Genomic DNA, 24,140 nt, shown 5'->3' on the forward strand with positions numbered 1-24,140 from the left:
ACGCTTTTTTTGTGCCTGACGTTTGACCGCGTCATCGTTCAGACGCCGCCTTACTTATGGCGCAAACGGCATCACTCGCTTGTGATGGGTCTTTTTGTAAGTGTCGCAAATGATCTTGAACGCTTCCTCACGCACCGGCTCACCGTGCAGGAACGCGTCGATCTCGGCGTAGGTCACGCCATGGGACGCTTCGTCCGGTTTACCCGGCGACAGGTCTTCCAGGTCGGCGGTCGGGACTTTCTCCACCAGCGATTCCGGTGCGCCGAAACTACGGGCAATGGCTCGGACCTGGTTTTTCACCAGGCCGCTCAACGGGGCCAGGTCGCAGGCGCCGTCACCGAATTTGGTGAAGAAACCCATCACCGCTTCCGCCGCATGATCAGTGCCGATCACCAGGCCCTGGGCCGCACCCGCGATGGTGTACTGGGCGACCATGCGCATCCGCGCCTTGGTGTTGCCGAGGACGAAATCCACCGAGACCGCGTGTTTGCCTTCGAAAGCCGCGACTTCATTGGCCAGGGATTTGACCGCCGGGCCGATGTTCACGGTGTGACGCTCATCAGGCTTGATGAAGTCCACCGACGCCTGGGCGTCATGTTCATCGAACTGGGTTTCGTACGGCAGGCGCACGGCGATGAACTTGTAGGTGTCATCACCGGTGCGGGTGCGCAGTTCACACATGGCGCGCTGGGCCAGCAGGCCGGCGGTCAGGGAGTCAACGCCACCGCTGATGCCGAGCACCAGGGTCTTGAGCCCGGAATTGACCAGGCAATCCTGGATGAAGCGGATGCGCCGGACGATTTCAGCCTCGAGGGCGGCCTGGTCGGCGAATGGCGGTTGAACCTTGAGCTGCTCAGCAATCTCACGCTGTACGGCTTGCATGAATTCACTCCTTGCTTGATGTGCTGGAAAGGGCGGCAGGAACTTTGAAAACGTGTCGCAAGTAGGCGACGAAATTCGGGTCTTTGCAGTGAGTCTTGCCAGGCTCGTCGGAGATCTTCGCCACCGGTTGGCCGTTGCAGGCCGCCATTTTAAGCACGATGCTCATCGGTTCGACACCTGGAATATCACACGTCAGGTTGGTGCCGATGCCGAAGCTGACATTGATCCGACCGCGCAATGCGCGAAATATTTCCAGCGCCTTGGGCAGCGTCAGGCTGTCGGAGAACGTCAGCGTCTTGCTCATCGGGTCGATGCCCAGCTTTTGATAGTGGGTGATGGCTTTTTCTGCCCAGATCACCGGATCTCCGGAGTCATGGCGCAGGCCGTCAAAGAGTTTGGCAAAGTACAGGTCGAAGTCGTTGAGGAAGGCATCCATGGTGATGCAGTCAGTCAAGGCGATCCCGAGCAAACCTCGGTATTCGCGGACCCAGCAATCGAGGGCGGCGATCTGGCTGTCGATCAACCGTGGGCCGAGTTGCTGGTGGGCCATGATCCACTCGTGGGCCATGGTACCCAGCGGTTTCATGTCCAGTTCCCGGGACAAATGCACGTTGCTGGTGCCGACGAAGCGTCCGGGGAAATCGTGCTTGAGCACGTTCACCACTTCTTCCTGCACGCGGTAAGAGAAGCGACGGCGAGTGCCGAAATCGGCTACCTGCAATTCGGATAATTCATCGCTGCTGGCGTTGGCGGTCAGCCAGTCGAACTTGCGATAGAGCTGCTCACGCGCCTGCTCCAGTACGATTTCCCGGTAGCGATAGCGGTTGCGCACTTCGCTGACGATGGACAGCAGCGGCACTTCGAACAGGATCACATGCAGCCACGGACCGCGCAGGCGGATGAACAATTCGCCGTTTTCGATGCCGGTGTGGACGTAGCGCAGGTTGAAGCGGAACAACCCGAGGAACCGCAGGAAATCCGGCTTCATGAAGCTGATGCGCTCCATGAAACTCAGCTGGTCGGCGGTCAGGCTCAACTCGGCGAGGCGCTCGATCTGAAAGCGGATTTCCGCCAGGTACGGGCGCAGGTCCTCACTGTTACGGCAACGAAACTCCCATTCGACTTCTACGTTCGGGTAGTTGTGCAGCACCGCCTGCATCATCGTCAGTTTGTAGAAGTCGGTGTCGAGCAGGTTCTGCACGATGCGATCGGCAAACACACTCTCGCTCATAACGGGGTTCTCCAGGCTGGTCGCGCCTGTGGCAGCGACGTTGCAGCTGTTTCAATGAATGGGGCTAGTGGCGCATATCAGCGCAGGGTATTGCCAGTGTTTTTTGCGAACGAATTCGCTGGAGATTTCTGTTAGAGCTGATGGCCTCATCGCCGGCAAGCCTTGCTCCTACAGGATTCGCGTCAGCCCCCGACGCAACGGCGACATAAACCTGTAGGAGCCGGCTTGCCGGCGATGGCGTCCTCAAGGCACTGCAGGACTGTCGATTTGCTCCAGCATCCACTTCACAAAATCCCGCACCTTGGGCACTTCCGCCGAATGCTCCGGGTACGCCAGGTAATAGGCGTCGGAACTGGGCATCGCGTGTTGCCAGGGTATGACCAGCTTGCCGTCGGCCAATTCCTCTTCCACCAGAAACCGCGGCAACAGCGCCACGCCGCAGCCGACCTGCGCGGCGCGGATGCACATGTAGAAGGTCTCGAAGCGCGGCCCGTGGTAGCTGTGTTCGGTGTGGTAACCCTGACTGTCGAACCAGTCGTGCCAAGCCTGCGGTCGGGAGGCGTTTTGCAGCAGGACCAGGTCGGTGAGCTGGGTCGGATCGGTGAACGGTGTAGCCGGCAGGCTGCCCGGTGCGCACACGGGAACAAGCTCTTCGCCGAACAGCTTCAGGCATTCGGTACGGGGCCGTGAGCCCTGGCCGAAATAGAACGCCAGATCGCTGCGACCTTGCAGCAGGTCATCGGCTTCCTGCTCGCTGCACAGGTCCAGATGAATCGACGGATGACGCAGTCGCCAGCCTTTCAGGCGAGGCACCAGCCAACGGGCGCCGAACGTCGGTGGCGTCGAGACGCGCAGTACTTCGGTTTCCCCGCCGTAGGAACGCAGGTAATGGGTCGACATCTCGACTTGCGTGAGAATTTTTCGTACTTCAACCAGGTACAAATCACCGGCCGGGGTCATTTGCAGGCGTCGTCGCACCCGACGAAATAACAGGTGCTGCAACAATTCTTCGAGTTGCGCGACCTGTTTGCTGACGGCGCTCTGGGTCAGGTTCAGCTCTTCGGCGGCCCGCGTGAAGCTCAAATGCCGGGTCACGGCCTCGAAACACTGGAGCGCGGTGATCGACGGCAGGTAGCGTTTATTCAGCATGGGATGTCCTTTTTTCTTGTTTCTTACTGACCAGCAATTCGCAGCATGAATAAACGGAATGATATCTCTCTTAAAGGTCGTTTGTTGGGTAACCTCCGGCGAGCTAAAACTACAGGCCTGATCAGTCGTGATATTCCGGCTGCACGTTTTCTGTTTTTTGCTTGAGGAGTGACCCATGGTTGCCGCATTGCTTGATCGTCTTGGTGTGAACCCGGCCCTGTACCAGAACGGCAAAGTGCCCGTGCATTCGCCGATCGATGGCAGCCAGATCGCCACCGTGAACTGGGAAGGCGCCGCTGAAGTCGAGCAGCACATCAGTCGCGCAGATCATGCGTTCGAATTGTGGCGCAAGGTTCCGGCGCCGCGCCGTGGCGAGCTGGTGCGTCAACTGGGCGACATCCTGCGCGAATACAAGGCCGACCTTGGCGAGCTGGTGTCCTGGGAAGCGGGCAAGATCACTCAGGAAGGCCTGGGGGAAGTTCAGGAAATGATCGACATCTGCGATTTCGCCGTCGGTCTGTCCCGTCAGTTGTACGGTTTGACCATCGCTTCCGAGCGTCCTGGCCACCACATGCGCGAAACCTGGCACCCGCTGGGCGTTGTGGGCGTGATCAGTGCGTTCAACTTCCCGGTCGCGGTCTGGGCCTGGAACACTGCGCTGGCACTGGTCTGCGGCAACCCGGTGATCTGGAAACCCTCAGAGAAAACCCCGTTGACCGCACTGGCCTGCCAGGCGCTGTTCGATCGCGTGCTGAAAAACTTCAGCGACGCACCTCCGCACCTGAGCCAGGTGATCATTGGCGGTCGCGATGCTGGCGAAGCACTGGTCGATGACCCGCGTGTCGCGTTGATCAGCGCCACCGGCAGCACCCGCATGGGCCGCGAAGTGGCGCCGAAAATCGCTGAACGTTTCGCCCGCAGTATTCTCGAACTGGGTGGTAACAACGCGATGATCCTCGGCCCAAGTGCCGATCTGGACATGGCTGTTCGCGCCATCCTGTTCAGCGCCGTCGGCACCGCCGGTCAGCGTTGCACCACGTTGCGTCGCCTGATCGCTCACGAATCGGTGAAAGAAGAGATCGTTACCCGCCTGAAAGCCGCTTACTCGAAAGTGCGTATCGGCAACCCGCTGGAAGGCAACCTGATTGGTCCACTGATCGACAAACACAGCTTCGACAACATGCAGGACGCACTGGAACAAGCCTTGAGCGAAGGCGGCCGGGTCTTCGGCGGCAAGCGTCAACTGGAAGACAAATTCCCTAATGCTTACTACGTCGCGCCAGCCATTGTTGAAATGCGGGAGCAGAGCGATGTGGTCTGCCACGAAACCTTCGCGCCGATTCTGTACGTGGTCGGTTACAAGGATTTCGACGAAGCCCTGCGCCTGAACAATGCCGTGCCACAAGGCCTGTCGTCGTGCATCTTCACCACCGACGTGCGTGAAGCCGAGCAGTTCATGTCGGCAGTGGGCAGCGACTGCGGCATCGCCAACGTCAACATCGGCCCGAGCGGCGCAGAAATCGGCGGCGCGTTTGGCGGCGAGAAAGAAACCGGTGGTGGTCGTGAGTCGGGCTCCGATGCCTGGCGCGGGTACATGCGCCGCCAGACCAACACCGTGAACTATTCGCTGGAGTTGCCGTTGGCGCAGGGGATTACGTTCGACTGATCGGGCCCCATCGCTGGCCAGCCAGCTCCTACACGGCCTCTGTCGTGGCGCATAACCTGTAGGAGCTGGCTGGCCAGCGAAGCTTTTTCTGTTTGTTAGGTTTCTAATTGGAGTCTGGCAATGCCGTTACGCGAAGAGTGTCTGTGGGAAAAACTGACGCCGCAACGACCTGACAATGCGGCGCTCAAGAGCGAAGTAACGGCCGATGTCTGCGTCATCGGCGCCGGGTACACCGGTCTGTCGGCGGCGGTGCATCTGCTGGAACAAGGCAAAACGGTGTGTGTGCTGGAAGCCCATCGCGCCGGTCATGGCGGTTCGGGGCGCAACGTCGGGCTGGTCAACGCCGGGATGTGGATTCCACCGGACGAGATCGAAGCCGGGTTCGGTGAAGCGGTGGGCAGTCAGCTCAATCGCATGCTGGGTGCCGCGCCATCCCTGGTGTTCAGCCTGGTCGACAAATACAACATCGATTGCCAGTTACGCCGTGAAGGCACGTTGCACATGGCGCATAACGCCCGTGGTGAAGCGGACCTGCGCAGTCGCGAAGAACAATGGAAGCGTCGCGGTGCACCGGTCGAACTGCTGACTGGTCAAGCCTGCGAACAAGCGACAGGCACCAAGAAAATCGCCGCCGCGTTGCTCGATCGACGTGCCGGCACGATCAATCCGATGGCTTACACCGCGGGGCTGGCCAAAGCGGCCATCGGCCTTGGCGGTCGGTTGTTCGATCATTCTCCTGTGACTCGACTCGAACGCCAGGGGCCGCGCTGGTCGGTGCAAACGGCGCAGGGTTCGGTGCTTGCCGAGCAAGTCGTGATTGCCTCCAACGCTTACACCGAAGGTGACTGGACGGAACTGCGGCGCAACTTCTTCCCTGGCTATTACTATCAAGTGGCCTCGGTCCCGCTGACTGACGATGCCGCGCAGCAAATCCTCCCCGGTGGCCAGGGTTCCTGGGACACGCGGCAGGTCCTGAGCAGTATTCGTCGCGACAAGGACGGTCGTCTGTTGCTGGGTAGCCTGGGTAATGGCAATCAGAAACCGACCTGGTTCCTCAAGGCTTGGGCCGACCGGGTTCAGCAGCACTATTTTCCGTACCTCAAGCAGGTGGAATGGGAGTGCACCTGGACCGGTTGCATCGCTTTTACTCCCGATCATTTGATGCGTCTGTTCGAACCGGCGCCCGGTTTAGTGGCGGTCACCGGTTACAACGGGCGGGGCGTGACCACCGGTACAGTGGTCGGCAAAGCGTTTGCCGATTATTTGTGTAACGGAAATCCTCAGGCGCTGCCGATTCCCTTTGCGCCCATGCAGCCACTGGCGGGGGTGGGCTTGCGCAGTTGTCTATACGAGGCCGGGTTTTCGCTGTATCACGCAGGCCAGTGCCTGCGGATCGTGATTTGATTGTTGAAATATGTTGCTGGAAGCGACGCTTTTCGGCGCAGCGACTAGCCTGTAAAAGGTGCGGGTTGTAGCAGTACCGCACCAGCAGTGTGCACTTCGGTGACGCACGTTGTTACAGGCTGGTTGCACGTCGTTTGGCGCCGCGGTTGCAATGATGGCGCACACGGGTTGCGCCTTAAAAAATAAATGGTTTCACCTCCCGCGGTTTAGACGGTTGCACGCCCAATGAAAATGGGACCGAAACAGTCGAAATAACAATAAAGCAGCGACTTTTTTCAGAATAAAAAACCGATGGCACGGCCCTTGCTCTGAGCATTCAGTGAAGTCGCAGTGCCAACTAAAAAAAAACCTTGGAGCACCACCTCATGTCCCAGACGTTTTACAAGAAAGGCTTTCTGGCCCTCGCAGTGGCAGCTGCGCTGGGTGTTTCTGCGTTTGCACAGGCTGACGTAAAAATCGGTGTTGCGGGTCCTATGACAGGCGCCAACGCAGCATTTGGCGAGCAGTACATGAAGGGTGCACAGGCAGCAGCCGATGCAATCAACGCATCGGGCGGCGTCAACGGGGAAAAAATCGTACTGGTGAAGGGCGATGACGCCTGCGAACCGAAACAGGCTGTGACGGTCGCCAAGGACCTGACCAACCAGAAAGTGGCGGGTGTGGTTGGTCACTTCTGCTCCTCATCGACCATTCCGGCCTCCGAGATCTACGACGAAGCGGGCATCATTGCAATCACTCCGGGTTCCACCAACCCACAGGTGACCGAGCGCGGCCTGAGTGCCATGTTCCGCATGTGCGGCCGTGACGACCAGCAGGGCATTGTTGCCGGCGACTACATCGTCGACGTACTCAAGGGAAAGAAAGTCGCCGTGCTGCATGACAAAGACACCTACGGCCAAGGCCTGGCAGATGCCACCAAGGCACAACTGGTCAAGCGTGGCGTAACGCCGGTGCTGTATGAAGGCCTGACCCGTGGCGAGAAAGACTTCAGCGCCGTGGTCACCAAGATCCGTGCGGCCGGTGCCGACGTGGTCTATTTCGGCGGTCTGCACCCGGAAGCCGGTCCACTGGTTAAACAACTGCGTACCGAAGGCCTGAAAGACGTGAAATTCATGTCCGACGACGGCATCGTGACTGACGAACTGGTGACCACCGCTGGCGGCCCGCAATACGTCGACGGTGTGCTGATGACCTTCGGCGCCGACCCGCGCCTGCTGCCAGACAGCAAGACTGTGGTAGACGCGTTCCGCAAGGCCGGCACCGAGCCTGAAGGCTACACCCTGTACGCCTACGCTTCGGTTCAGACCCTGGCGGCGGCTTTCAACGGCGCCAAGTCCAACAGCGGCGAAAAAGCGGCTGAGTGGCTGAAGAAAAACCCGGTTAAAACCGTAATGGGCGAGAAGACCTGGGACGCCAAGGGCGACCTGAAAGTCTCCGACTACGTGGTTTACCAGTGGGACAAGGATGGCAAATACCACCAGCTGGAAAAACAGAAGTGATATGAGCTGCTGATCTGCCCGGCGCCTTGTGCGCCGGGCAGTCAACCAACATGTCCGTGCAGTACCTGTCTTTTCTCGTAGAGCTGCACACAACCGTGTTGCGCGGGTGGCTGAACCCCGGTCCGTCGCACCTCGCTTCTGTGCAGTCTCTCAAATGCGTGAGATTGCGTTATGGATGGTATTTTCCTGCAGCAACTGGTCAACGGCCTGACCCTCGGGTCGGTCTATGGCCTGATCGCCATCGGCTACACAATGGTCTATGGCATCATCGGCATGATCAACTTCGCCCATGGCGAGGTTTACATGATTTCCGCTTACCTCGCGGCGATCAGTCTGGCTCTGCTGGCATACTTCGGTATTGAATCCTTCCCTCTGCTGATGCTTGGCACACTGGTCTTCACCATCATCGTCACAGCGGTATATGGCTGGGTCATTGAGCGTGTCGCCTACAAACCCCTGCGTAACTCGACCCGACTGGCACCGCTGATCAGTGCCATCGGTATTTCGCTGATCCTGCAAAACTATGCACAGATCGCACAAGGCGCCCGCCAACAAGGCGTACCGACCCTGCTGACCGGTGCATGGCGAGTGGAAATCGGAAGCGGCTTCGTCCAACTCACCTACACCAAGATCTTCATCCTGATTGCCGCATTCGCCGGGATGGCCCTGCTGACCTACGTCATCAAATACACCAAGCTCGGCCGCATGTGCCGCGCCACCCAGCAAGACCGCAAGATGGCCTCGATCCTGGGGATCAACACCGACCGCGTGATTTCCTACGTGTTCATCATCGGTGCGGCAATGGCGGCCCTGGCCGGCGTGCTGATCACCATGAACTACGGCACGTTCGACTTCTATGCAGGCTTCGTCATCGGCATCAAGGCCTTCACCGCAGCGGTACTCGGCGGAATTGGCTCGTTGCCTGGCGCAATGCTCGGCGGGATCATTCTCGGGATTTCCGAGTCGCTGTTCTCGGGCTTGGTCAACTCGGACTACAAAGACGTTTTCAGCTTCTCGCTGCTCGTTCTCGTTCTGGTCTTTCGGCCCCAAGGCCTGCTCGGCCGTCCTCTTGTGTCGAAGGTGTAAGCGATGTCTTCAACCACTAAAAAAACCATTGATCTCAAAAGAAGCCTGGTTGACGCGATTCTTGCCGGTCTGGTCGCCCTGATTGTGTTCGGCCCGATTGTCGGCGTGGTCCTGGATGGCTACGGTTTCAACCTGCAACCGACCCGTGTGGCGTGGATTGTCGCCATCGTCATGGCCGGCCGCTTTGCCCTGGGGCTGTTCCTGCAAACGCCGAAGGGGCTGAAAATCCTTGATGGCTTTGAAAGCACCGGTTCCGGGGTTCATGTACTGCCACCTGATTACAAAACCCGTTTGCGCTGGATCCTCCCACTGGTGATCGTCATTGCCGTGGTGTTCCCGTTCTTCTCCAACTCCTACCTGCTGGGCGTGGTCATCCTCGGGTTGATCTACGTGCTTTTGGGCCTTGGCCTGAACATCGTGGTCGGCCTGGCCGGCCTGCTCGATCTCGGTTACGTGGCGTTCTATGCCATCGGCGCCTATGGGTTGGCGCTCGGTTATCAATACCTCGGGCTGGGTTTCTGGACGGTGCTGCCACTCGCAGCGATCACGGCGGGGCTGGCCGGTTGCATTCTCGGTTTCCCGGTGTTGCGTCTGCACGGCGACTATCTGGCGATCGTGACCCTCGGCTTCGGCGAAATCATCCGGTTGATCCTCAATAACTGGTTGAGCCTGACCGGTGGCCCGAACGGCATGCCCGCGCCGCTGCCAACCTTCTTCGGCCTCGAATTCGGCAAGCGGGCGAAGGACGGCGGTGTACCGTTTCATGAGTTTTTCGGCATCGCCTACAACCCGGATGTGAAGTACTACTTCATCTATGCGGTGTTGTTCCTGGTGGTTCTGGCCGTGCTCTACATCAAGCATCGTCTGGTCAAAATGCCGGTCGGTCGCGCCTGGGAAGCATTGCGCGAAGACGAAATCGCCTGCCGCTCCATGGGCCTGAACCACGTGCTGGTCAAGCTTTCGGCGTTCACCATCGGTGCGTCGACGGCCGGTCTTGCAGGCGTGTTCTTCGCCACTTACCAGGGTTTCGTCAACCCGACTTCGTTCACCTTCTTTGAATCGGCCCTGATCCTCGCCATCGTGGTACTCGGCGGCATGGGTTCGACCATCGGCGTGGTCATCGCGGCGTTCGTGCTGACCGTGGCCCCGGAACTGCTGCGTGGCTTCGCGGAATACCGCGTGCTGCTGTTCGGCATCCTGATGGTGTTGATGATGATCTGGCGACCGCGTGGCCTGATTCGGATCAGCCGTACCGGTGTGACCCCGCGTAAAGGAGTAGCGCCATGAGTGAAGTCGTACTCTCGGTCGAGAAACTGATGATGCACTTCGGCGGCATCAAGGCGTTGAGCGATGTGAGCCTGAAGGTGCATCGCAACTCGATTTTCGCCCTGATCGGCCCCAACGGCGCCGGCAAGACCACCGTGTTCAACTGCCTGACCGGTTTCTACAAAGCCTCGGGCGGCAAGATCGAACTCAACGTGCGCGGCGAGCAGACCAACGTCATCCAGTTGCTGGGCGAATCGTTCAAACCGGTGGATTTCGTTTCGCCGAAATCCTTTCTCAGTCGGCTGTATTACAAGATGTTCGGCGGTACGCACCTGGTGAACCGGGCCGGCCTTGCGCGGACGTTCCAGAACATTCGCCTGTTCAAGGAAATGTCGGTGCTGGAAAACCTGCTGGTGGCGCAACACATGTGGGTCAACCGCAGCATGCTCGCGGGCATCCTCAATACCAAGGGCTACCGCAAGGCTGAAAGCGATGCGCTGGACCACGCCTTCTACTGGCTGGAAGTGGTGGACCTGGTGGACTGCGCCAACCGTCTGGCCGGCGAGTTGTCCTACGGACAGCAGCGTCGTCTGGAGATTGCGCGGGCCATGTGCACGCGGCCGCAGATCATCTGCCTCGACGAACCGGCCGCCGGCCTCAACCCTCAGGAAACCGAAGCGCTGAGCGCGATGATCCGGCTGCTGCGCGACGAGCACGATCTGACCGTGGTGCTGATCGAACACGACATGGGCATGGTTATGAGCATTTCCGACCACATCGTGGTGCTGGACCACGGTATCGTCATCGCCGAGGGCGGCCCCGAGGCGATTCGCAACGACCCGAAAGTGATTGCGGCCTACCTGGGCGCCGATGAAGAGGAAGTGGTATGACCCAACCTATCCTCGAACTCAAAGACCTGGACGTGTTCTACGGCCCGATCCAGGCGCTGAAAAAAGTCTCGATGCACATCAACGAAGGGGAAACCGTCAGCCTCATCGGCTCCAACGGTGCGGGCAAGTCGACCCTGCTGATGTCGATCTTCGGCCAGCCGCGCGCGGCAGACGGGCAGATCATCTATCAGGGCGTGGACATCACCCATAAGTCGTCGCACTACATTGCGTCCAACGGCATTGCGCAATCACCGGAAGGCCGGCGCGTGTTCCCCGACATGACTGTCGAGGAAAACCTGCTGATGGGCACCATTCCGATCGGTGACAAGTACGCCAAGGAAGACATGCAGCGCATGTTCGAGCTGTTTCCGCGTCTCGAAGAGCGACGGACCCAGCGGGCCATGACCATGTCCGGCGGCGAGCAGCAAATGCTCGCCATCGCCCGTGCGCTGATGAGCCGGCCGAAACTGCTGTTGCTCGATGAGCCGAGCCTGGGGCTCGCACCGATTGTGGTGAAACAGATCTTTGCCACCCTGCGGGAACTGGCCAAGACCGGCATGACCATCTTTCTGGTCGAGCAGAACGCCAACCACGCCCTGCGGTTGTCGGATCGGGCGTACGTGATGGTCAACGGCGAGATCCGCCTCAGTGGCACCGGCAAGGAGCTGCTGGTGAACGAAGAGGTGCGTAACGCTTATCTCGGCGGGCATTGAGTCCATCGTTGTAATCAACAAGCCCTGGCGAGCAATCGCCGGGGCTTTTTTACATCACCAACTCACCCCCAATCCCTTGTAGGAGTGAGCTTGCTCGCGAAGGTCTTCAGGACGACGCGTCTATCCAGATTGTTGAGTTATCGTTGACGTCCATCGCGAGCAAGCTCGCTCCTACAAGGGGCGCAGCGCGGTTTCTGGAAATTGTGGAAAACAAATTCACCAAGCTCTCAAAGCGCGACATAAAGCCGCTGCAAATAGTTGTTTTGTCACGGTTTTGACTTGTCCCCGTTTGCTGTGGAACTGGCTGTGAATAACGTGGGAGTAGCTGGCTGAGGGCCTTTAGATACGTGGCTTTCAGAGAGGTGGTTGTTTTTTGATCAGGTGCTTTTGCTAGGCTGAGGCTCGGCTTTGTCAACCTTTTTATTGGCCACGAATTCAGTCTGAGGCGGAGGGCTGATGCCTGTGGATAAGTCTGTGGTTAAACTCTGGAAAGAGTCGGCTGAGGGCCGTAGTTACTGGCTCGGCGCCACCCCTGGTTTACCGGGGAGATCGTGCAAAATGCCATGGGCTACACAGTCAGCACTCCAGGGTCAAGCAAAAAACTTTGTAATCTGCCCGCAAAGCCTTGTGCACAGCGGCTTCCAGCTTTTTCACTTGCCCCCGGAAACTGTGGACCGGCCTGTGGATAACGTGCGGGTACATGGCTGCAGGCCACGGTGTATAGGGCGTCGCCAGCATTGATCGTTTTTCGTACAGATTTTCTGATGGTTGCCGCTGTCGGCAAGGCCGGGCATGCTGCCAGCTGATTTTCTAATCCAATGGCGGCCCGTGCGCCGAAGCAAGGAGAACACGATGTCTAACACCCTGTTTATTACCGGCGCGACTTCCGGTTTTGGCGAAGCTTGTGCTCGCCGTTTTGCCGAGGCCGGCTGGAAACTGGTGCTGACAGGTCGTCGTGAAGAGCGCCTCAATGCCTTGTGCGCCGAGTTGTCGAAGCAAACCGAAGTCCATGGCCTGGTGCTCGATGTGCGTGATCGCAAGGCCATGGAGGAGGCGATCGCCAACCTGCCACCGTCCTTCGCCAAGCTGCGCGGGTTGATCAACAACGCTGGCCTGGCGCTCGGTGTGGATCCGGCGCCGAAGTGCGATCTTGATGATTGGGACACCATGGTCGACACCAACATCAAGGGCTTGATGTACAGCACTCGCCTGTTGTTGCCGCGCCTGATCGCCCATGGCCGTGGCGCCGGCATCATCAACCTCGGCTCCATTGCCGGTAACTACCCGTATCCGGGCAGTCACGTGTATGGCGCGAGCAAGGCGTTCGTCAGACAGTTCTCCCTGAACCTGCGCTGCGACCTGCAAGGCACGGGTGTTCGCGTCAGCAACATCGAGCCGGGCCTGTGTGAGAGTGAGTTCTCGCTGGTGCGTTTCGCCGGTGACCAGGAGCGCTACAACGCGACCTACGCCGGCGCTGAGCCGATCCAGCCGCAAGACATCGCCGAGACCATTTTCTGGGTACTCAACGCGCCGGCGCACATCAACATCAACAGCCTGGAGTTGATGCCGGTGAGCCAGACGTGGGCCGGGTTTGCGATTGAGCGTAACAAGGCATAAGACCGCGTATCGGCCAATCGCCGGCAAGCCGGCTCCTACATTTTCACCTTTGTAGGAGCCGGCTTGCCGGCGATAGCAATCTTTGTATCAGCGCAGATATTCAGCCAGCCCGCGATAGCAGGTCGCCAAGTGATAAGGCGTGGTTGACGGCATATCCTGTCGGCTTACTTCACCGTTCTCGTCACGACACTCATACCAGCCGCGTGCATGCAGTGAGCGCTCTTGTAGCGCTTGCAATTGGTGCAATACCGATGCCCCGCTGTCAGGGCGCAGCGTCAGCGCGCGCAGGTATTCAGCCTGAGCCCAGATGCGTTGGGTGGCATCTTTGGAATGCCCGTCGAGCGTGAGCATCGCCCGCACGGCACCACTCGATTGATCAACGCCCAGTTGCTCGGTGAACGCAAAGGCGCGTTCAACAGAGGCGTGCAGCTTCGAACCGCGCAACAACGGCGAAGACTCCAGTAAAAAATACCATTCGAACTGGTGTCCCGGTTCAAACCAGTTATCCACAGATCCCAGCGGCTTTTCCATCAACACACAGTATTGCGGGTCGATAAAGCGCTGTTGCATGGCTGTGCATAACTCGACGAGCGCGCGCTGCACGGCGAGGTCTTCACGCACCGACAACGTGGCGAGAAACGCTTCGGCCAGGTGCATCAACGGGTTTTGCAGAGGCCCGGTGTTCAGCAACGACCAATCACGCTCCAGGCAGGCTTCGTACAAGCCGTCGCCCGAACTGAAGCGCTGCGCCAACACTTCCAGCACGGCGTTGAGCACCGACTCCACCAACGGCTCGCGCACCTTGCCCCAGTAATGGGCGCAGGCGAATAGGATGAAGGCGTGGGTGTAGAGGTCTTTGCGCTGATCAAGCGGCGCGCCTTGCGGGTCGATGCTGTAGAACCAGCCACCGTGTTCGGCGTCGTGGAAATGTTGCTGCAACGAACGGAACAACGCCGCCGCACGCTCCTTCGCGCCTGGCACCTGACCGATCAGGCTGGAAAACAGATACAGCTGCCGTGCACAGGCCATGGCCCGGTAGCGTTGCGGTGGCAAGGGATGATGCTCGGCATCCAGCGCTTCGTAGGGCAGCGCCAGCTCGGCATTCCAGCCTGGGCCTTGCCAGAGGGGCACGATCACGTCCTGGAAATGCTGTTGCACCGCGGCAAACAGAGCGGTCAATTCAGGCTGGGAAGCGGAGCGGGGAGCATGAGGCATTGGCTGGCGTCGTCACGGCAGGGTTGATTGCGCGACATGTTAACAGGCCTGAGAGTGGCGGTGTCTGTCTGGCCGCCTTCGCGGGCAAGCCCGCTCCCACATTCGAACTGTGTATACAGATCCAATGTGGGAGCGGGCTTGCCCGCGAAGAGGCCCTCACAGGCAAAACCAAATCAACCCGCCAACAACCAAACCCCAGCCGCCGCCGAAGCCGCGCCCGCCAGACGAACCAACGGCGCCGCCGCTTGCGGTAACACGCGAACCAGCGCATAACCCGCTGCGTGCAACGCCGCCGTCGCCGCTACAAACCCTGCGGCATACGCCCAAGGGCTCGACATGTCGGGCAATTCCAGCCCGTGCGCCACGCCGTGGAACAGCGCAAACAACGCCGTCGCACCCACCGCCAGGCTCAGCGGTGGACGTACCACCAGTGCCACCGCCAAGCCCAGCGCCAGCACCGACGCGGCGATCCCGCTTTCCAGCGCCGGCAGGTTCAGCCCTTCAAACCCCAACAGACCGCCGATCAGCATGGTGCCGACGAACGTGCACGGCAGCGCCCAGCGTGCGGCGCCTTTCTGCTGCGCCGCCCATAGCCCCACGGCAATCATCGCCAGCAAGTGATCGAGGCCGCCAATCGGGTGGCTGATGCCGGCGATCAAACCATTGTCGCCGTGACCGGGGTGGGCGAAGGCGATTGTCGGGGTCAGTAGCAGGGCCATGGCGCCCAGGATGCGTTTAAGTGTCATGGATAAGCTTCCTTGTTGATAAGTTTGATCGTGATCAGGCTGCGGTCAGCAGGCCCTGGCGTTCGATGAACGCGATGATTTCTTCCAGGCCCAGCCCGGTTTTCTGGTTGCTGAAGACAAACGGTTTGCCGTTGCGCATGCGCTGGGTGTCGCTGTCCATCAATTCCAGCGAGGCACCTACCAGCGGCGCGAGGTCGACCTTGTTGATCACCAGCAGGTCGGACTTGCAAATCCCCGGCCCGCCCTTGCGCGGCAGCTTGTCGCCCGCTGAGACGTCGATCACGTAGATCGTCAGGTCGGACAGTTCCGGGCTGAACGTGGCCGAGAGGTTGTCGCCGCCGGATTCCACCAGAATCAGGTCCAGCCCCGGAAAGCGGCGGTTCAGTTGGTCCACGGCTTCGAGGTTGATCGAGGCGTCTTCGCGGATCGCCGTGTGCGGGCAGCCGCCGGTTTCCACGCCGATGATCCGCTCCGGCGCGAGGGCCTGGTTGCGCACCAGAAAATCGGCGTCTTCGCGGGTGTAGATGTCGTTGGTCACCACCGCCAGGTTGTAGCGCTCGCGTAGCGCGAGGCACAGGGCCAAAGTCAGGGCGGTTTTGCCGGAACCGACCGGGCCGCCGATGCCGACGCGCAGAGGTTGTGTGTTCATGTGATTCTCCAAAATAACAGGCCCTAGGAACGGAACAGACGGCTGTACTGGCGCTCATGGGCCATGCACGCCAGGGACAGGCCGAAAGTGGCGCTGCCAAAGTGTTCGGGATTGATTCGAGTGGCGTCCTGCTGGGCTTGTTGCAGCTGCGGCAGCAGTTCGCTGGTCAGGCGTTGCGCGGCTTGCTGGCCCAGAGGCAGGGTTTTCATCAGCACCGCCAACTGGTTTTCCAGCCAGCTCCAGAGCCACGCGGCCAGCGCGTCTTGTGGACTGATGTGCCAGGCGCGCGCGGCCAGCGCCCAGCCGAGGGCCAGGTGCGGTTCGGGACGTTGTTCGAGAAAGGCGCGGGCCGGTGCATCGAGTTCCGGCAAACCGTTGAGCAGTTGCTGCAAGGAGTAGCCCATCTGTCGGCTCTCCTGATGCAACTCGCGGGTTTCCCGGCTGGCGCGGTGTTCTTCGCAGCGTTGCAGCAGTTCGGCCCAGTTTTCTGCGGCAGCGGCCACGCAATGGGCGAGCAACAGCGGCGCTTCGAAGCGTGCCAGGTTGAGCAGCAATTGATCGCTGATCCAGCGGCGGGCGCTGTTGGAATCATTCACCCGACCGTTATCCACCGCCATTTCCAGCCCTTGGGAATAGCTGTAACCGCCAATCGGCAACTGCGGACTGGCCAGGCGCAGCAGCGCCCAGGCCGGATTCATGGCCGCACGCCGAACTGGTGCAGTTTCGGCGGGTAGTTGAAGTCTTCGTCGCCGTGCCTGGAGTGGTGATGGCCGCCGCCATAGGCGCCATGTTCAGGCTGGAACGGTGCTTCGATGTTTTCGACCTTGGCATCCAGTTGTTCGAGCATGGCCTTGAGCACGTAGTCGTCGAGCAAGCGCAGCCAGCCATCACCGACTTGCAGGGCGACGTGGCGATTGCCCAGATGGTACGCCGCGCGGGTCAGCTCGAAGGCGTTGGCGCAGGTGACGTGCAGCAGTTGTTCGGGGCGAGCGCAGACGCGGACGATGCGACCGTCTTCAGCCTGTAGGCATTCACCGTCGGACAGCGGCGACTGACCGCGCTCCAAAAACAACCCAACGTCTTCACCCTCGGCACTGAAACAGCGCAAACGGCTTTTGCTCCGGGCTTCGAAAGTCAGGTGCAGCTCAGCGGCCCAGACGGGTTGAGGCTCGATTCTGCGATGAATCACCAGCATCGGAAAGCTTCCAGCTATGGACAATAGTCAGGCTAGAGCAAGGGGCTTGCCAATCGGGGGAGGTGTAGGAAATGCCTGTCGGAGTTGAGGTGGTATTGCAGATTGTTGCGGCAATTTGGTGCGCGACATCGGCGGTCGCACCAAATGACGGCGTGCGGCGTGCTCCAGATTACAGGTCTGCCAAAAATCTTTATAGGAGCTGGCTTGCCAGCGATAGCGGTGGGTCAGGAGGCATCTTCATTGACTGAAGGCCGCCATCGCTGGCAAGCCAGCTGCTACAGGGGATGCGCGTGTGCAGAGACGGGGTTATTCGGTGCTGCCCAGGCCTTGCCAATGCTTGAGGCCGATAAAGATAAAGCGCAGCTGCTGAGTGATTTTCGCCTGCGGTGTCAGATGCTCAGGCAATGCCTCGGCCGGCGGATCAATGATGTCCGGCAGGGTCGCAAACACGCTTTTGACAATCAGGTCCGCCATGACGCTCAGGCCGGCGATGTCCAGATGTTGCAGTTTCGGCATCAAGGACAAGTCGGCTGCGAGGTCCGAGCTGATGTCTTCGCGCAAACGGCCGATGGCCAGGCGTACGGGCAGCGAACCGCCGTATTGCTCGCGGGCCAGAAACAGGAACTGCGAACGATTGGCCGACACCACATCGAGAAAGATCCGCACGGAGGCGTCGATGATGCCGCCCATGACGAACTCGTTGTGGCGTACCAAGCGAATGGTTTCGCGGAAGGTTTGTCCGACTTCGCTCACCAGCACCAGGCCTAATTCGTCCATATCGGCAAAATGCCGATAGAAACCAGTGGGGACGATGCCGGCGGTTTTCGCCACCTCGCGCAAACTCAGGCTGCCGAATCCTCGGCCGCAGTCCATCAAGTGGCGGGCAGCGTCCATCAAGGCGTTGCGGGTTTGTTGTTTCTGTTCGGCGCGGGGCAGCATCGCAAGGGTGTTTTCTGGACAGGACAGCGGCGCACTCTAGCAAATCGGCTTTGCTGGCGTCGAACGACTATCGGGGGACGCGAGGGAGTGTGTGGCTTCTATAAAGTCAAAAGCCCAATCCGTGGATTGGGCTTTTTTTCAGGGCCGCCATGGGCTTAGCTCACAGCGCTGTTGCGTTCGATCACGCGGTCACCACCACCTTCAGCAAGGGTTTGGCCTTGTGGGGTGCGGTCGGTACCGTCGGCAGCCAGGGTTTGGCCTTGTGGAGTGCGGTCGGAACCGTCGGCAGCCAGGGTTTGGCCTTGTGGAGTGCGGTCGGTACCATCGGCAGCCAGGGTTTGGCCTTGTGGAGTGCGGTCGGAACCGTCGGCAGCCAGGGTTTGGCCTTGTGGAGTGCGGTCGGAACCGTCGGCAGCCAGGGTTTGGCCTTGTGGAGTGCGGTCGGAACCGTCAGCAGCCACGGTTTGGCCTTGTGGGGTGCGATCGGAACCGTCTTGAGTGATCAGGCCTTTTTCTTTCAGGCGATCATTGCCACCTTCGGCAACGGTCTGGCTGAACACCGAGTGAGTGTCTTTCACTTGTGGGGTGGCCTGTTCAGCAGCAGGCAATGCGAAAGCAGTGCTAGCCAGCAGGGAGAGGGTAAGGCTAAGCAGTAATTGGCGTTTCATGATTGGGTGCTCAGTGGGAGGGCGATAAAGTGGGTACGAGGGCAATGCTACTCTCGATAAGTCGATATAAAAGTTCATAAACGCAATGGTAATAATCAACAGAATTGATTGTTCCGTGCGAAGGCTCTAAACCGGGCCTTTCCGGCGGACGTTTTCGCACTGATGTGGGTATTTTCGACTCACATGCGCCGCACAAAAGTGCGGGGTCGGTAACGCCGGATTTCGCGAGCAGGGTGTCCACGACCGATTATTTGAACGTTAAGCGGCATTTCGGTTAAACCTGCACGCCGTTTTCCAGTCCTAGGCTTCATGGCAGGCCGGTTCTGGCCTAACGTTTCACACGTGCGTCGCGGTCGGGGCGCTCAGTCGTATTCAGGAGCCCTGTGCAATGACGCGCACCCCGAAAATTTTCGCCTGGACCTTTGCCAGCCTGGCTGTGCTGCTGGCGCTACTGGTTCTGATCATCGTGTTCTTCGATTGGAACCGGATCAAACCGACTATCAACAGCAAAGTCTCCGAAGAGTTGCATCGAGCGTTTGCCATCAATGGCAACCTCGCGGTGGTCTGGCGGCGTGAGCTTGACCAAGGTGGGTGGCGCGCCTGGGTGCCGTGGCCGCATGTGGTGGCAGAGGACTTGAGTCTCGGCAACCCGGACTGGTCGAAGCCGCCGCAGATGGTCACGCTCAAACGCGTCGAGCTGCGCATTTCACCGCTGGCCTTGTTGGCCCAACGGGTGACGATCCCGCGCATTGACTTGACCGAACCGAACGCCGACCTCCAGCGCCTGGCCGATGGCCGCGCAAACTGGACCTTCAAATTCGACCCGAAAGACCCGAATGCCACACCTTCCAATTGGATAGTCGACATTGGCGCGATCGGCTTCGACAAAGGCCACGTGACCCTCGACGACCAGAGCCTGAACACTCAGCTCGACCTGATCATCGATCCGTTGGGCAAGCCGATTCCGTTCAGCGATATCGTCGGCGATAAAGCCGCGAAAACCGCGCAGGAGAAGGGCGGCGCTCCCCAGGACTACGCGTTTGCGCTGAAGGTAAAAGGCCAATACCACGGCCAGAAACTGGCTGGCGAAGGCAAGATCGGCGGCCTGCTGGCCTTGCAGGATTCGGCCCGACCGTTCCCGCTCCAGGCTCAGCTCAAGATCGCCGACACCCGCGTCGAGCTCGCCGGTACGCTGACCGATCCGCTCAACCTCGGTGCGCTGGACCTGCGCCTGAAACTGGCCGGCAGCAGCCTGGGCAACCTCTATCCGCTGACTGGCGTGACCCTGCCGGATACACCGCCCTATGCCACCGATGGCCACTTGATTGCCAGGTTGCATGAGCCGGGCGGCGCGGTGTTTCGTTACGAGGAGTTCAACGGCAAGATCGGCGAGAGCGACATCCATGGCAGCCTGGCCTACGTCGCCAGCCAGCCCCGGCCGAAACTCAGTGGTTCGCTGCTCTCCAATCAACTGTTGTTCGCCGACCTGGCGCCCTTGATCGGCGCCGACTCCAATGCCAAGCAAAAGGCCCGTGGTGGGGAAAGCAAGCAGCCGGCGGACAAAGTGTTACCGGTCGAAGAGTTCAAGACCGAGCGCTGGCGCGACATGGACGCCGACGTCGAATTCACCGGCAAGCGCATCGTCCACAGTGAAAAACTGCCGTTCAATGATCTCTACACGCACCTGGTGCTGACTGATGGCGTGCTCAGCCTCGAACCGCTGCGTTTCGGCGTGGCCGGCGGCAAACTGGATGCGCAGATTCGCCTGAACGGTCGCACCGAGCCGCTGGAAGGCAACGCCAAACTGAGCGCGCGGGGGTTCAAGCTCAAGCAGTTGTTCCCGACCTTTGAACCGATGAAGACCAGTTTCGGCGAACTCAATGGCGACGCCGACATCAGTGGTCGCGGCAACTCGGTGGCCAAGCTGCTGGGCACCGCCAATGGCAAACTGAAGATGCTGATCAACGACGGCGCTATTAGCCGTGAGTTGATGGAACTGGCCGGGCTGAACGTTGGCAACTACGTGGTCGGCAAAATTTTTGGTGACAAGGCCGTGAAGATCAATTGCGCGGCGGCCGACTTCGACATCAAAACCGGCCTGGCGACCACTCGGTTGTTCGTCTTCGATACCGAGAACGCGATCATCTACATCGATGGCACGGCGAACATGGCGACTGAGCAACTGGACCTGACCATCACACCGGAATCCAAGGGGTGGCGCCTGATTTCCCTGCGTTCGCCGCTGTATGTGCGGGGCAAGTTCATCAAGCCGGATGCCGGGGTCAAAGCGGTACCGCTGCTGCTGCGCGGGGCGGGGATGGTGGCGCTGGGCGTGATTGCGGCCCCGGCTGCGGGGTTGCTGGCGCTGGTGGCACCAAGTGGTGGCGAGCCGAATCAGTGTGCGCCGTTGCTGGAGCAGATGAAGGCGGGCAAGGCGCCGAAGACGGTCAAAAACTGATTTCGTCTGAACGGTTTAATCGCTTTCGAGCGGGCGATTCGAGAGCGATTAACTCCCCTGAGAATCAGTTCAATTGGCTTGGCGTGGGGATATGTAGCAGGTCAGTAATGATTTTGTTCCCCAGTTTATTGATAACCGTCTCTCTGACTTCGTTGTATTGGAGCTCATTCAATGAGCTGCGCAACAGTCGAATATTGGTTTTTCCGTCATTGATGGACTTCAACACCGGTTTGTCCAGGATGTCGATGTCAATCACCCTGGCCGTTTCAAAGGATAGTTGCAGTGTTAAAACGGTTTTGTCTTTGCGCACAATATTCAACAGCGCGTGTGTTCTGCCGGTAGCCGCAGCGCCGTTGGTGTTGAGCTTTTCGATGAATGTATTAATGATCAATGAGTCGCGTTCGAGTTTTTTTATTCGCGAAAAGGCAGTGGTCACAATCTGTTGTTCATTATGTGGCAGAGCGCTTCCCGCACTTTGAGTCAATCGCTTCAGTAAACTTGAATTGTCAAACACCGTGCGCTGGGTTTCTCGACTGTTTATGACCCATTTGAACTGGCTTACTAGTTCTGTGTAGGTTAGCCAAAGTGCTTCTCGATCACCGCGTCGCTGCGTCGCTAGCAGCTCTGCATAAAGGCTTGAGTTCAAAATGTCATTCTTGAACTTGTCAGTGTGAATGCCGCAAAAAATCGTGATATTGCCATTGACAAGGTATAGATCAAATGTGGAGGTATCCATGATTGGCTCCAGATGAAGTGTGTGCTCGTAAGTTATTTAAATCGACAATTGCTTGTCGATTTAAATAGTCATAAGTGATTAAAAGTCAGGAAGGTCTTTGATGAACTTTTTCCCGGCTTCCGTGTACTTCGCATAAAGATCGGAGCGCAGCCCCGAGAATGTCCGGGTGTCCAGATAGGTGCGTACGGCACCTGTTTGTATGGTGGTGGCCTGTTGGGTGGATTTCCAGAACAGAATGCCGCGAGTGCTTTCCCGTGCATCCAGGGAGATGCAATTGAGGAGCATGTTCGGTTGATTGCTTTTATCCACCCAGATCGGAGCGATATCAAACTTTGCCTGTGTGCCGGTTTTCCTGTTTCGGTCGAATATCTGGATGGCGCCGGGGTCCTTTTGCACGGCGTCGACAGCCATTTGGGCTACGTTGGCCAAGATAGCGGCAGGGCCCGCTCCGATCAGTGCGGTTGCAACATGAAGGGCAACCTGATCCATGGTCAGGCCAATTTTTCGGACGGTGACAGTTTCCAGGTTTTTGTTTTGAATAACCCAGCCAAGCTTGTCCAGACCGCCCACATAGTATTTGTACCATTCGAAGAGTTGTGCATCTTCAGGGTATAGTTTGGTGGCGGCATTTTGCATTACCAACTTGCACAGGTTGACGTCGTCGATAATTTGCTGTGAAACGCCGGGAAGGAATGCATCGATCGTGTCAGGCATGACACTGGCCGTTGGCTTGTTGATATCGTGAAGCGGTGCGTTGGTCAGCGAGCGGGGCGAAATAATCATTTTTCTAGACGCCGCTAGTACTGCTGGTAGTGCTGGAAGCGAGTCAATAAATTCGAGTCTTTGTTCCAGATACATGGAGAGAGTCCTTTATAGATTTATTAAAACAACCGCTGGGTTGTGGTTGTTAGAATAAGTCCATGCCGGGAAATGTCTATTTAGGGTTTGTAACGTCAGGTTTGAAGAGGGGTGAGCGGTTGGTTAAATCCTTATTGCCATTGCACAATAAGGATTTAATTATTATGTATAAGTCTTTAAGTATGTCTGCCCTGTCATTGCTTTCTTAGCCAGTTGCGCTGGATGGGCGGATCTTTCTCACCGATGTACTGAATGATCGAGTGACGGGCGCGGCGAAAAACTTGATGTCATTTGCGATCTTGGCAACAGGCCTGACAATCGGGCTTCCTCCTGCAACCACGCAAAAAATGCGCGCACCGGCGGATGGCGTTCACGACCGGGAACACAGAGCGCACTGTAGCCGGCGCCATTCACCTGAATGTCCCTGCGGTAAGCCACCAACACACCACTGGCCACGCTTTCGGACACCAGAATGTTGCTTGCCAGCACCAGGCCTTGCCCGGCAATCGCTGCTTGCAATGCGTAATGCTCTTCGTCGTATTCGCGGACTGCCGGTTGCCCCGTCAGCCAGGTTTCTGCGGACTGCGCGCACCACGCCTCCCAGCCATGGGCGTACAGCTTCGAGTTGTGCCAACGCACGCTGATCAACGTCGGTGCCCGGATAGAAGCCTGCGCGACTTGTTCTGGCGAGCCATAAACGCCGAACGATTCATCGAACAGGCACAGACCAAAAAGGTTCGGGTAGTCATCGAGGCTATAGCGCACCACCAGATCGACGCTGGCGTCCTGATGCAAATCGATCACTTCGCAGTGGGTGTCCAGTCGCACGCTGATGTTCGGGTGCCGGGCGTAAAAGCGCCCCAGTCGCGGCACCAGCCACAAGGCGGCAAAAGCCGCGGTGGTGGAGATTGTCAGGCTGCTGCCGCTGCGTTGCGGGCGCAAAGTGTCGACGCTTTGCGCCATTTCCAGAAAGGCGCCGTGCAGGCTGTGGAACAGGCGCTCACCGCATTCGGTCAGGCGCACTTGCCGTGGCAGTCGCTCGAACAGCGGCACGCCGAGCCAGGTTTCCAGCGCGCGGATCTGATGGGAAACCGCCGTGGGCGTTACCGACAGTTCTTCGGCGGCGGCCTTGAAACTCAGCAGGCGTGAGGCGGCTTCGAAGGCGCGCAGGGCGGTCAGCGGCAGCGAGGCAAACATTGAACACTCCATGGATGAAATTAATTCATCCAGACTGATTTTTGCTCATTTGAGGCGAGACGTTAGCGGGCACAAG

22 protein-coding genes are annotated in these 24,140 nt (G+C 58.8%); 9 read left to right on the forward strand and 13 right to left on the reverse strand.

What is annotated here, in order from left to right; all coding sequences use genetic code 11:
- Window positions 1-54: 54 nt before the first annotated feature.
- The 3 genes from nadE to ACI77H_RS26370 form a co-directional block, all read right to left on the reverse strand.
- The gene (nadE, locus tag ACI77H_RS26360) at window positions 55-882 is read right to left on the reverse strand and encodes an ammonia-dependent NAD(+) synthetase (RefSeq protein WP_407014592.1); all 828 of its coding nucleotides are present in this window, start codon (window positions 880-882) and stop codon (window positions 55-57) included.
- Window positions 883-886: 4 nt separating this feature from the next.
- Entirely contained in the window at window positions 887-2,113 is a 1,227-nt protein-coding gene (pncB, locus tag ACI77H_RS26365; protein ID WP_407014593.1) for a nicotinate phosphoribosyltransferase, read from the reverse strand.
- A 243-nt stretch (window positions 2,114-2,356) separates the two neighbouring features.
- Window positions 2,357-3,262, reverse strand: a complete 906-nt coding sequence (locus tag ACI77H_RS26370) for a LysR family transcriptional regulator (RefSeq protein WP_407014594.1) — start codon at window positions 3,260-3,262, stop codon at window positions 2,357-2,359.
- 175 nt (window positions 3,263-3,437) lie between these two features.
- On the opposite strand from ACI77H_RS26370, the gene ACI77H_RS26375 reads away from it, so the two are divergent.
- The 8 genes from ACI77H_RS26375 to ACI77H_RS26410 all read left to right on the forward strand — a co-directional run bounded on the left by ACI77H_RS26375 (window position 3,438) and on the right by ACI77H_RS26410 (window position 13,403).
- Window positions 3,438-4,928 (forward strand): aldehyde dehydrogenase family protein, encoded by a 1,491-nt coding sequence (locus ACI77H_RS26375; protein WP_407014595.1) that lies wholly within the window; start codon window positions 3,438-3,440, stop codon window positions 4,926-4,928.
- Window positions 4,929-5,048: 120 nt separating this feature from the next.
- Entirely contained in the window at window positions 5,049-6,332 is a 1,284-nt protein-coding gene (locus ACI77H_RS26380; RefSeq protein WP_407014597.1) for an NAD(P)/FAD-dependent oxidoreductase, read from the forward strand.
- A gap of 365 nt (window positions 6,333-6,697) precedes the next feature.
- Complete coding sequence (locus ACI77H_RS26385; RefSeq protein ID WP_407014598.1) at window positions 6,698-7,831, forward strand: branched-chain amino acid ABC transporter substrate-binding protein; 1,134 nt, start codon at window positions 6,698-6,700, stop codon at window positions 7,829-7,831.
- A 171-nt stretch (window positions 7,832-8,002) separates the two neighbouring features.
- Entirely contained in the window at window positions 8,003-8,917 is a 915-nt protein-coding gene (locus ACI77H_RS26390) for an ABC transporter permease subunit (RefSeq protein WP_407014599.1), read from the forward strand.
- Window positions 8,918-8,920: 3 nt separating this feature from the next.
- Window positions 8,921-10,204 carry a high-affinity branched-chain amino acid ABC transporter permease LivM gene (livM, locus tag ACI77H_RS26395; RefSeq protein ID WP_407014601.1) on the forward strand — a complete coding sequence of 428 codons (1,284 nt, stop codon included), beginning with the start codon at window positions 8,921-8,923 and terminating at the stop codon, window positions 10,202-10,204.
- On the forward strand, window positions 10,201-11,073 hold the full coding sequence (locus tag ACI77H_RS26400) for an ABC transporter ATP-binding protein (protein ID WP_407014603.1): 873 nt from the start codon (window positions 10,201-10,203) through the stop codon (window positions 11,071-11,073). Before livM ends, ACI77H_RS26400 begins: the two co-directional genes overlap by 4 nt.
- Window positions 11,070-11,786 (forward strand): ABC transporter ATP-binding protein, encoded by a 717-nt coding sequence (locus ACI77H_RS26405; RefSeq protein WP_407014604.1) that lies wholly within the window; start codon window positions 11,070-11,072, stop codon window positions 11,784-11,786. The genes ACI77H_RS26400 and ACI77H_RS26405 overlap by 4 nt, the downstream gene beginning before the upstream one ends.
- 852 nt (window positions 11,787-12,638) lie before the next feature.
- Window positions 12,639-13,403, forward strand: coding sequence for an SDR family oxidoreductase (locus ACI77H_RS26410; protein ID WP_407014605.1), 765 nt, complete (start codon window positions 12,639-12,641; stop codon window positions 13,401-13,403).
- An 87-nt stretch (window positions 13,404-13,490) separates the two neighbouring features.
- Here ACI77H_RS26410 and ACI77H_RS26415 read toward each other — a convergent pair whose 3' ends face one another.
- From ACI77H_RS26415 to ACI77H_RS26445, 7 genes are all read right to left on the reverse strand, one after another.
- A complete protein-coding gene (locus tag ACI77H_RS26415) occupies window positions 13,491-14,618 on the reverse strand; it encodes an AGE family epimerase/isomerase (RefSeq protein ID WP_407014606.1) in 1,128 nt (375 codons plus the stop codon).
- Window positions 14,619-14,791: 173 nt separating this feature from the next.
- Window positions 14,792-15,364, reverse strand: coding sequence for a HupE/UreJ family protein (locus ACI77H_RS26420; protein WP_407014608.1), 573 nt, complete (start codon window positions 15,362-15,364; stop codon window positions 14,792-14,794).
- Window positions 15,365-15,398: 34 nt separating this feature from the next.
- Complete coding sequence (ureG, locus tag ACI77H_RS26425; RefSeq protein WP_407014610.1) at window positions 15,399-16,013, reverse strand: urease accessory protein UreG; 615 nt, start codon at window positions 16,011-16,013, stop codon at window positions 15,399-15,401.
- A gap of 23 nt (window positions 16,014-16,036) precedes the next feature.
- A complete protein-coding gene (locus ACI77H_RS26430; RefSeq protein WP_407014611.1) occupies window positions 16,037-16,711 on the reverse strand; it encodes an urease accessory protein UreF in 675 nt (224 codons plus the stop codon).
- Window positions 16,708-17,208, reverse strand: coding sequence for an urease accessory protein UreE (gene ureE, locus ACI77H_RS26435; RefSeq protein WP_407014612.1), 501 nt, complete (start codon window positions 17,206-17,208; stop codon window positions 16,708-16,710). The genes ACI77H_RS26430 and ureE overlap by 4 nt, the downstream gene beginning before the upstream one ends.
- 306 nt (window positions 17,209-17,514) lie before the next feature.
- Window positions 17,515-18,147: a TetR family transcriptional regulator gene (locus ACI77H_RS26440; RefSeq protein ID WP_407014614.1), complete on the reverse strand. Its 633-nt coding sequence runs from the start codon at window positions 18,145-18,147 to the stop codon at window positions 17,515-17,517.
- Window positions 18,148-18,302: 155 nt separating this feature from the next.
- Window positions 18,303-18,815 (reverse strand): hypothetical protein, encoded by a 513-nt coding sequence (locus tag ACI77H_RS26445; RefSeq protein ID WP_407014616.1) that lies wholly within the window; start codon window positions 18,813-18,815, stop codon window positions 18,303-18,305.
- A gap of 388 nt (window positions 18,816-19,203) precedes the next feature.
- Between ACI77H_RS26445 and ACI77H_RS26450 the strand changes: the two genes are divergently transcribed.
- On the forward strand, window positions 19,204-21,273 hold the full coding sequence (locus tag ACI77H_RS26450) for an AsmA family protein (RefSeq protein ID WP_407014618.1): 2,070 nt from the start codon (window positions 19,204-19,206) through the stop codon (window positions 21,271-21,273).
- Window positions 21,274-21,337: 64 nt separating this feature from the next.
- Here ACI77H_RS26450 and ACI77H_RS26455 read toward each other — a convergent pair whose 3' ends face one another.
- The 3 genes from ACI77H_RS26455 to ACI77H_RS26465 all read right to left on the reverse strand — a co-directional run bounded on the left by ACI77H_RS26455 (window position 21,338) and on the right by ACI77H_RS26465 (window position 24,076).
- Complete coding sequence (locus tag ACI77H_RS26455) at window positions 21,338-22,009, reverse strand: hypothetical protein (protein ID WP_407014619.1); 672 nt, start codon at window positions 22,007-22,009, stop codon at window positions 21,338-21,340.
- 78 nt (window positions 22,010-22,087) lie between these two features.
- Window positions 22,088-22,867: a hypothetical protein gene (locus tag ACI77H_RS26460; RefSeq protein WP_407014621.1), complete on the reverse strand. Its 780-nt coding sequence runs from the start codon at window positions 22,865-22,867 to the stop codon at window positions 22,088-22,090.
- Window positions 22,868-23,104: 237 nt separating this feature from the next.
- Window positions 23,105-24,076 (reverse strand): LysR substrate-binding domain-containing protein, encoded by a 972-nt coding sequence (locus tag ACI77H_RS26465; RefSeq protein WP_407014623.1) that lies wholly within the window; start codon window positions 24,074-24,076, stop codon window positions 23,105-23,107.
- Window positions 24,077-24,140 lie beyond the last annotated feature (64 nt).

Source organism: Pseudomonas sp. O230 (genome assembly GCF_045447035.1).
GTDB lineage: Bacteria > Pseudomonadota > Gammaproteobacteria > Pseudomonadales > Pseudomonadaceae > Aquipseudomonas.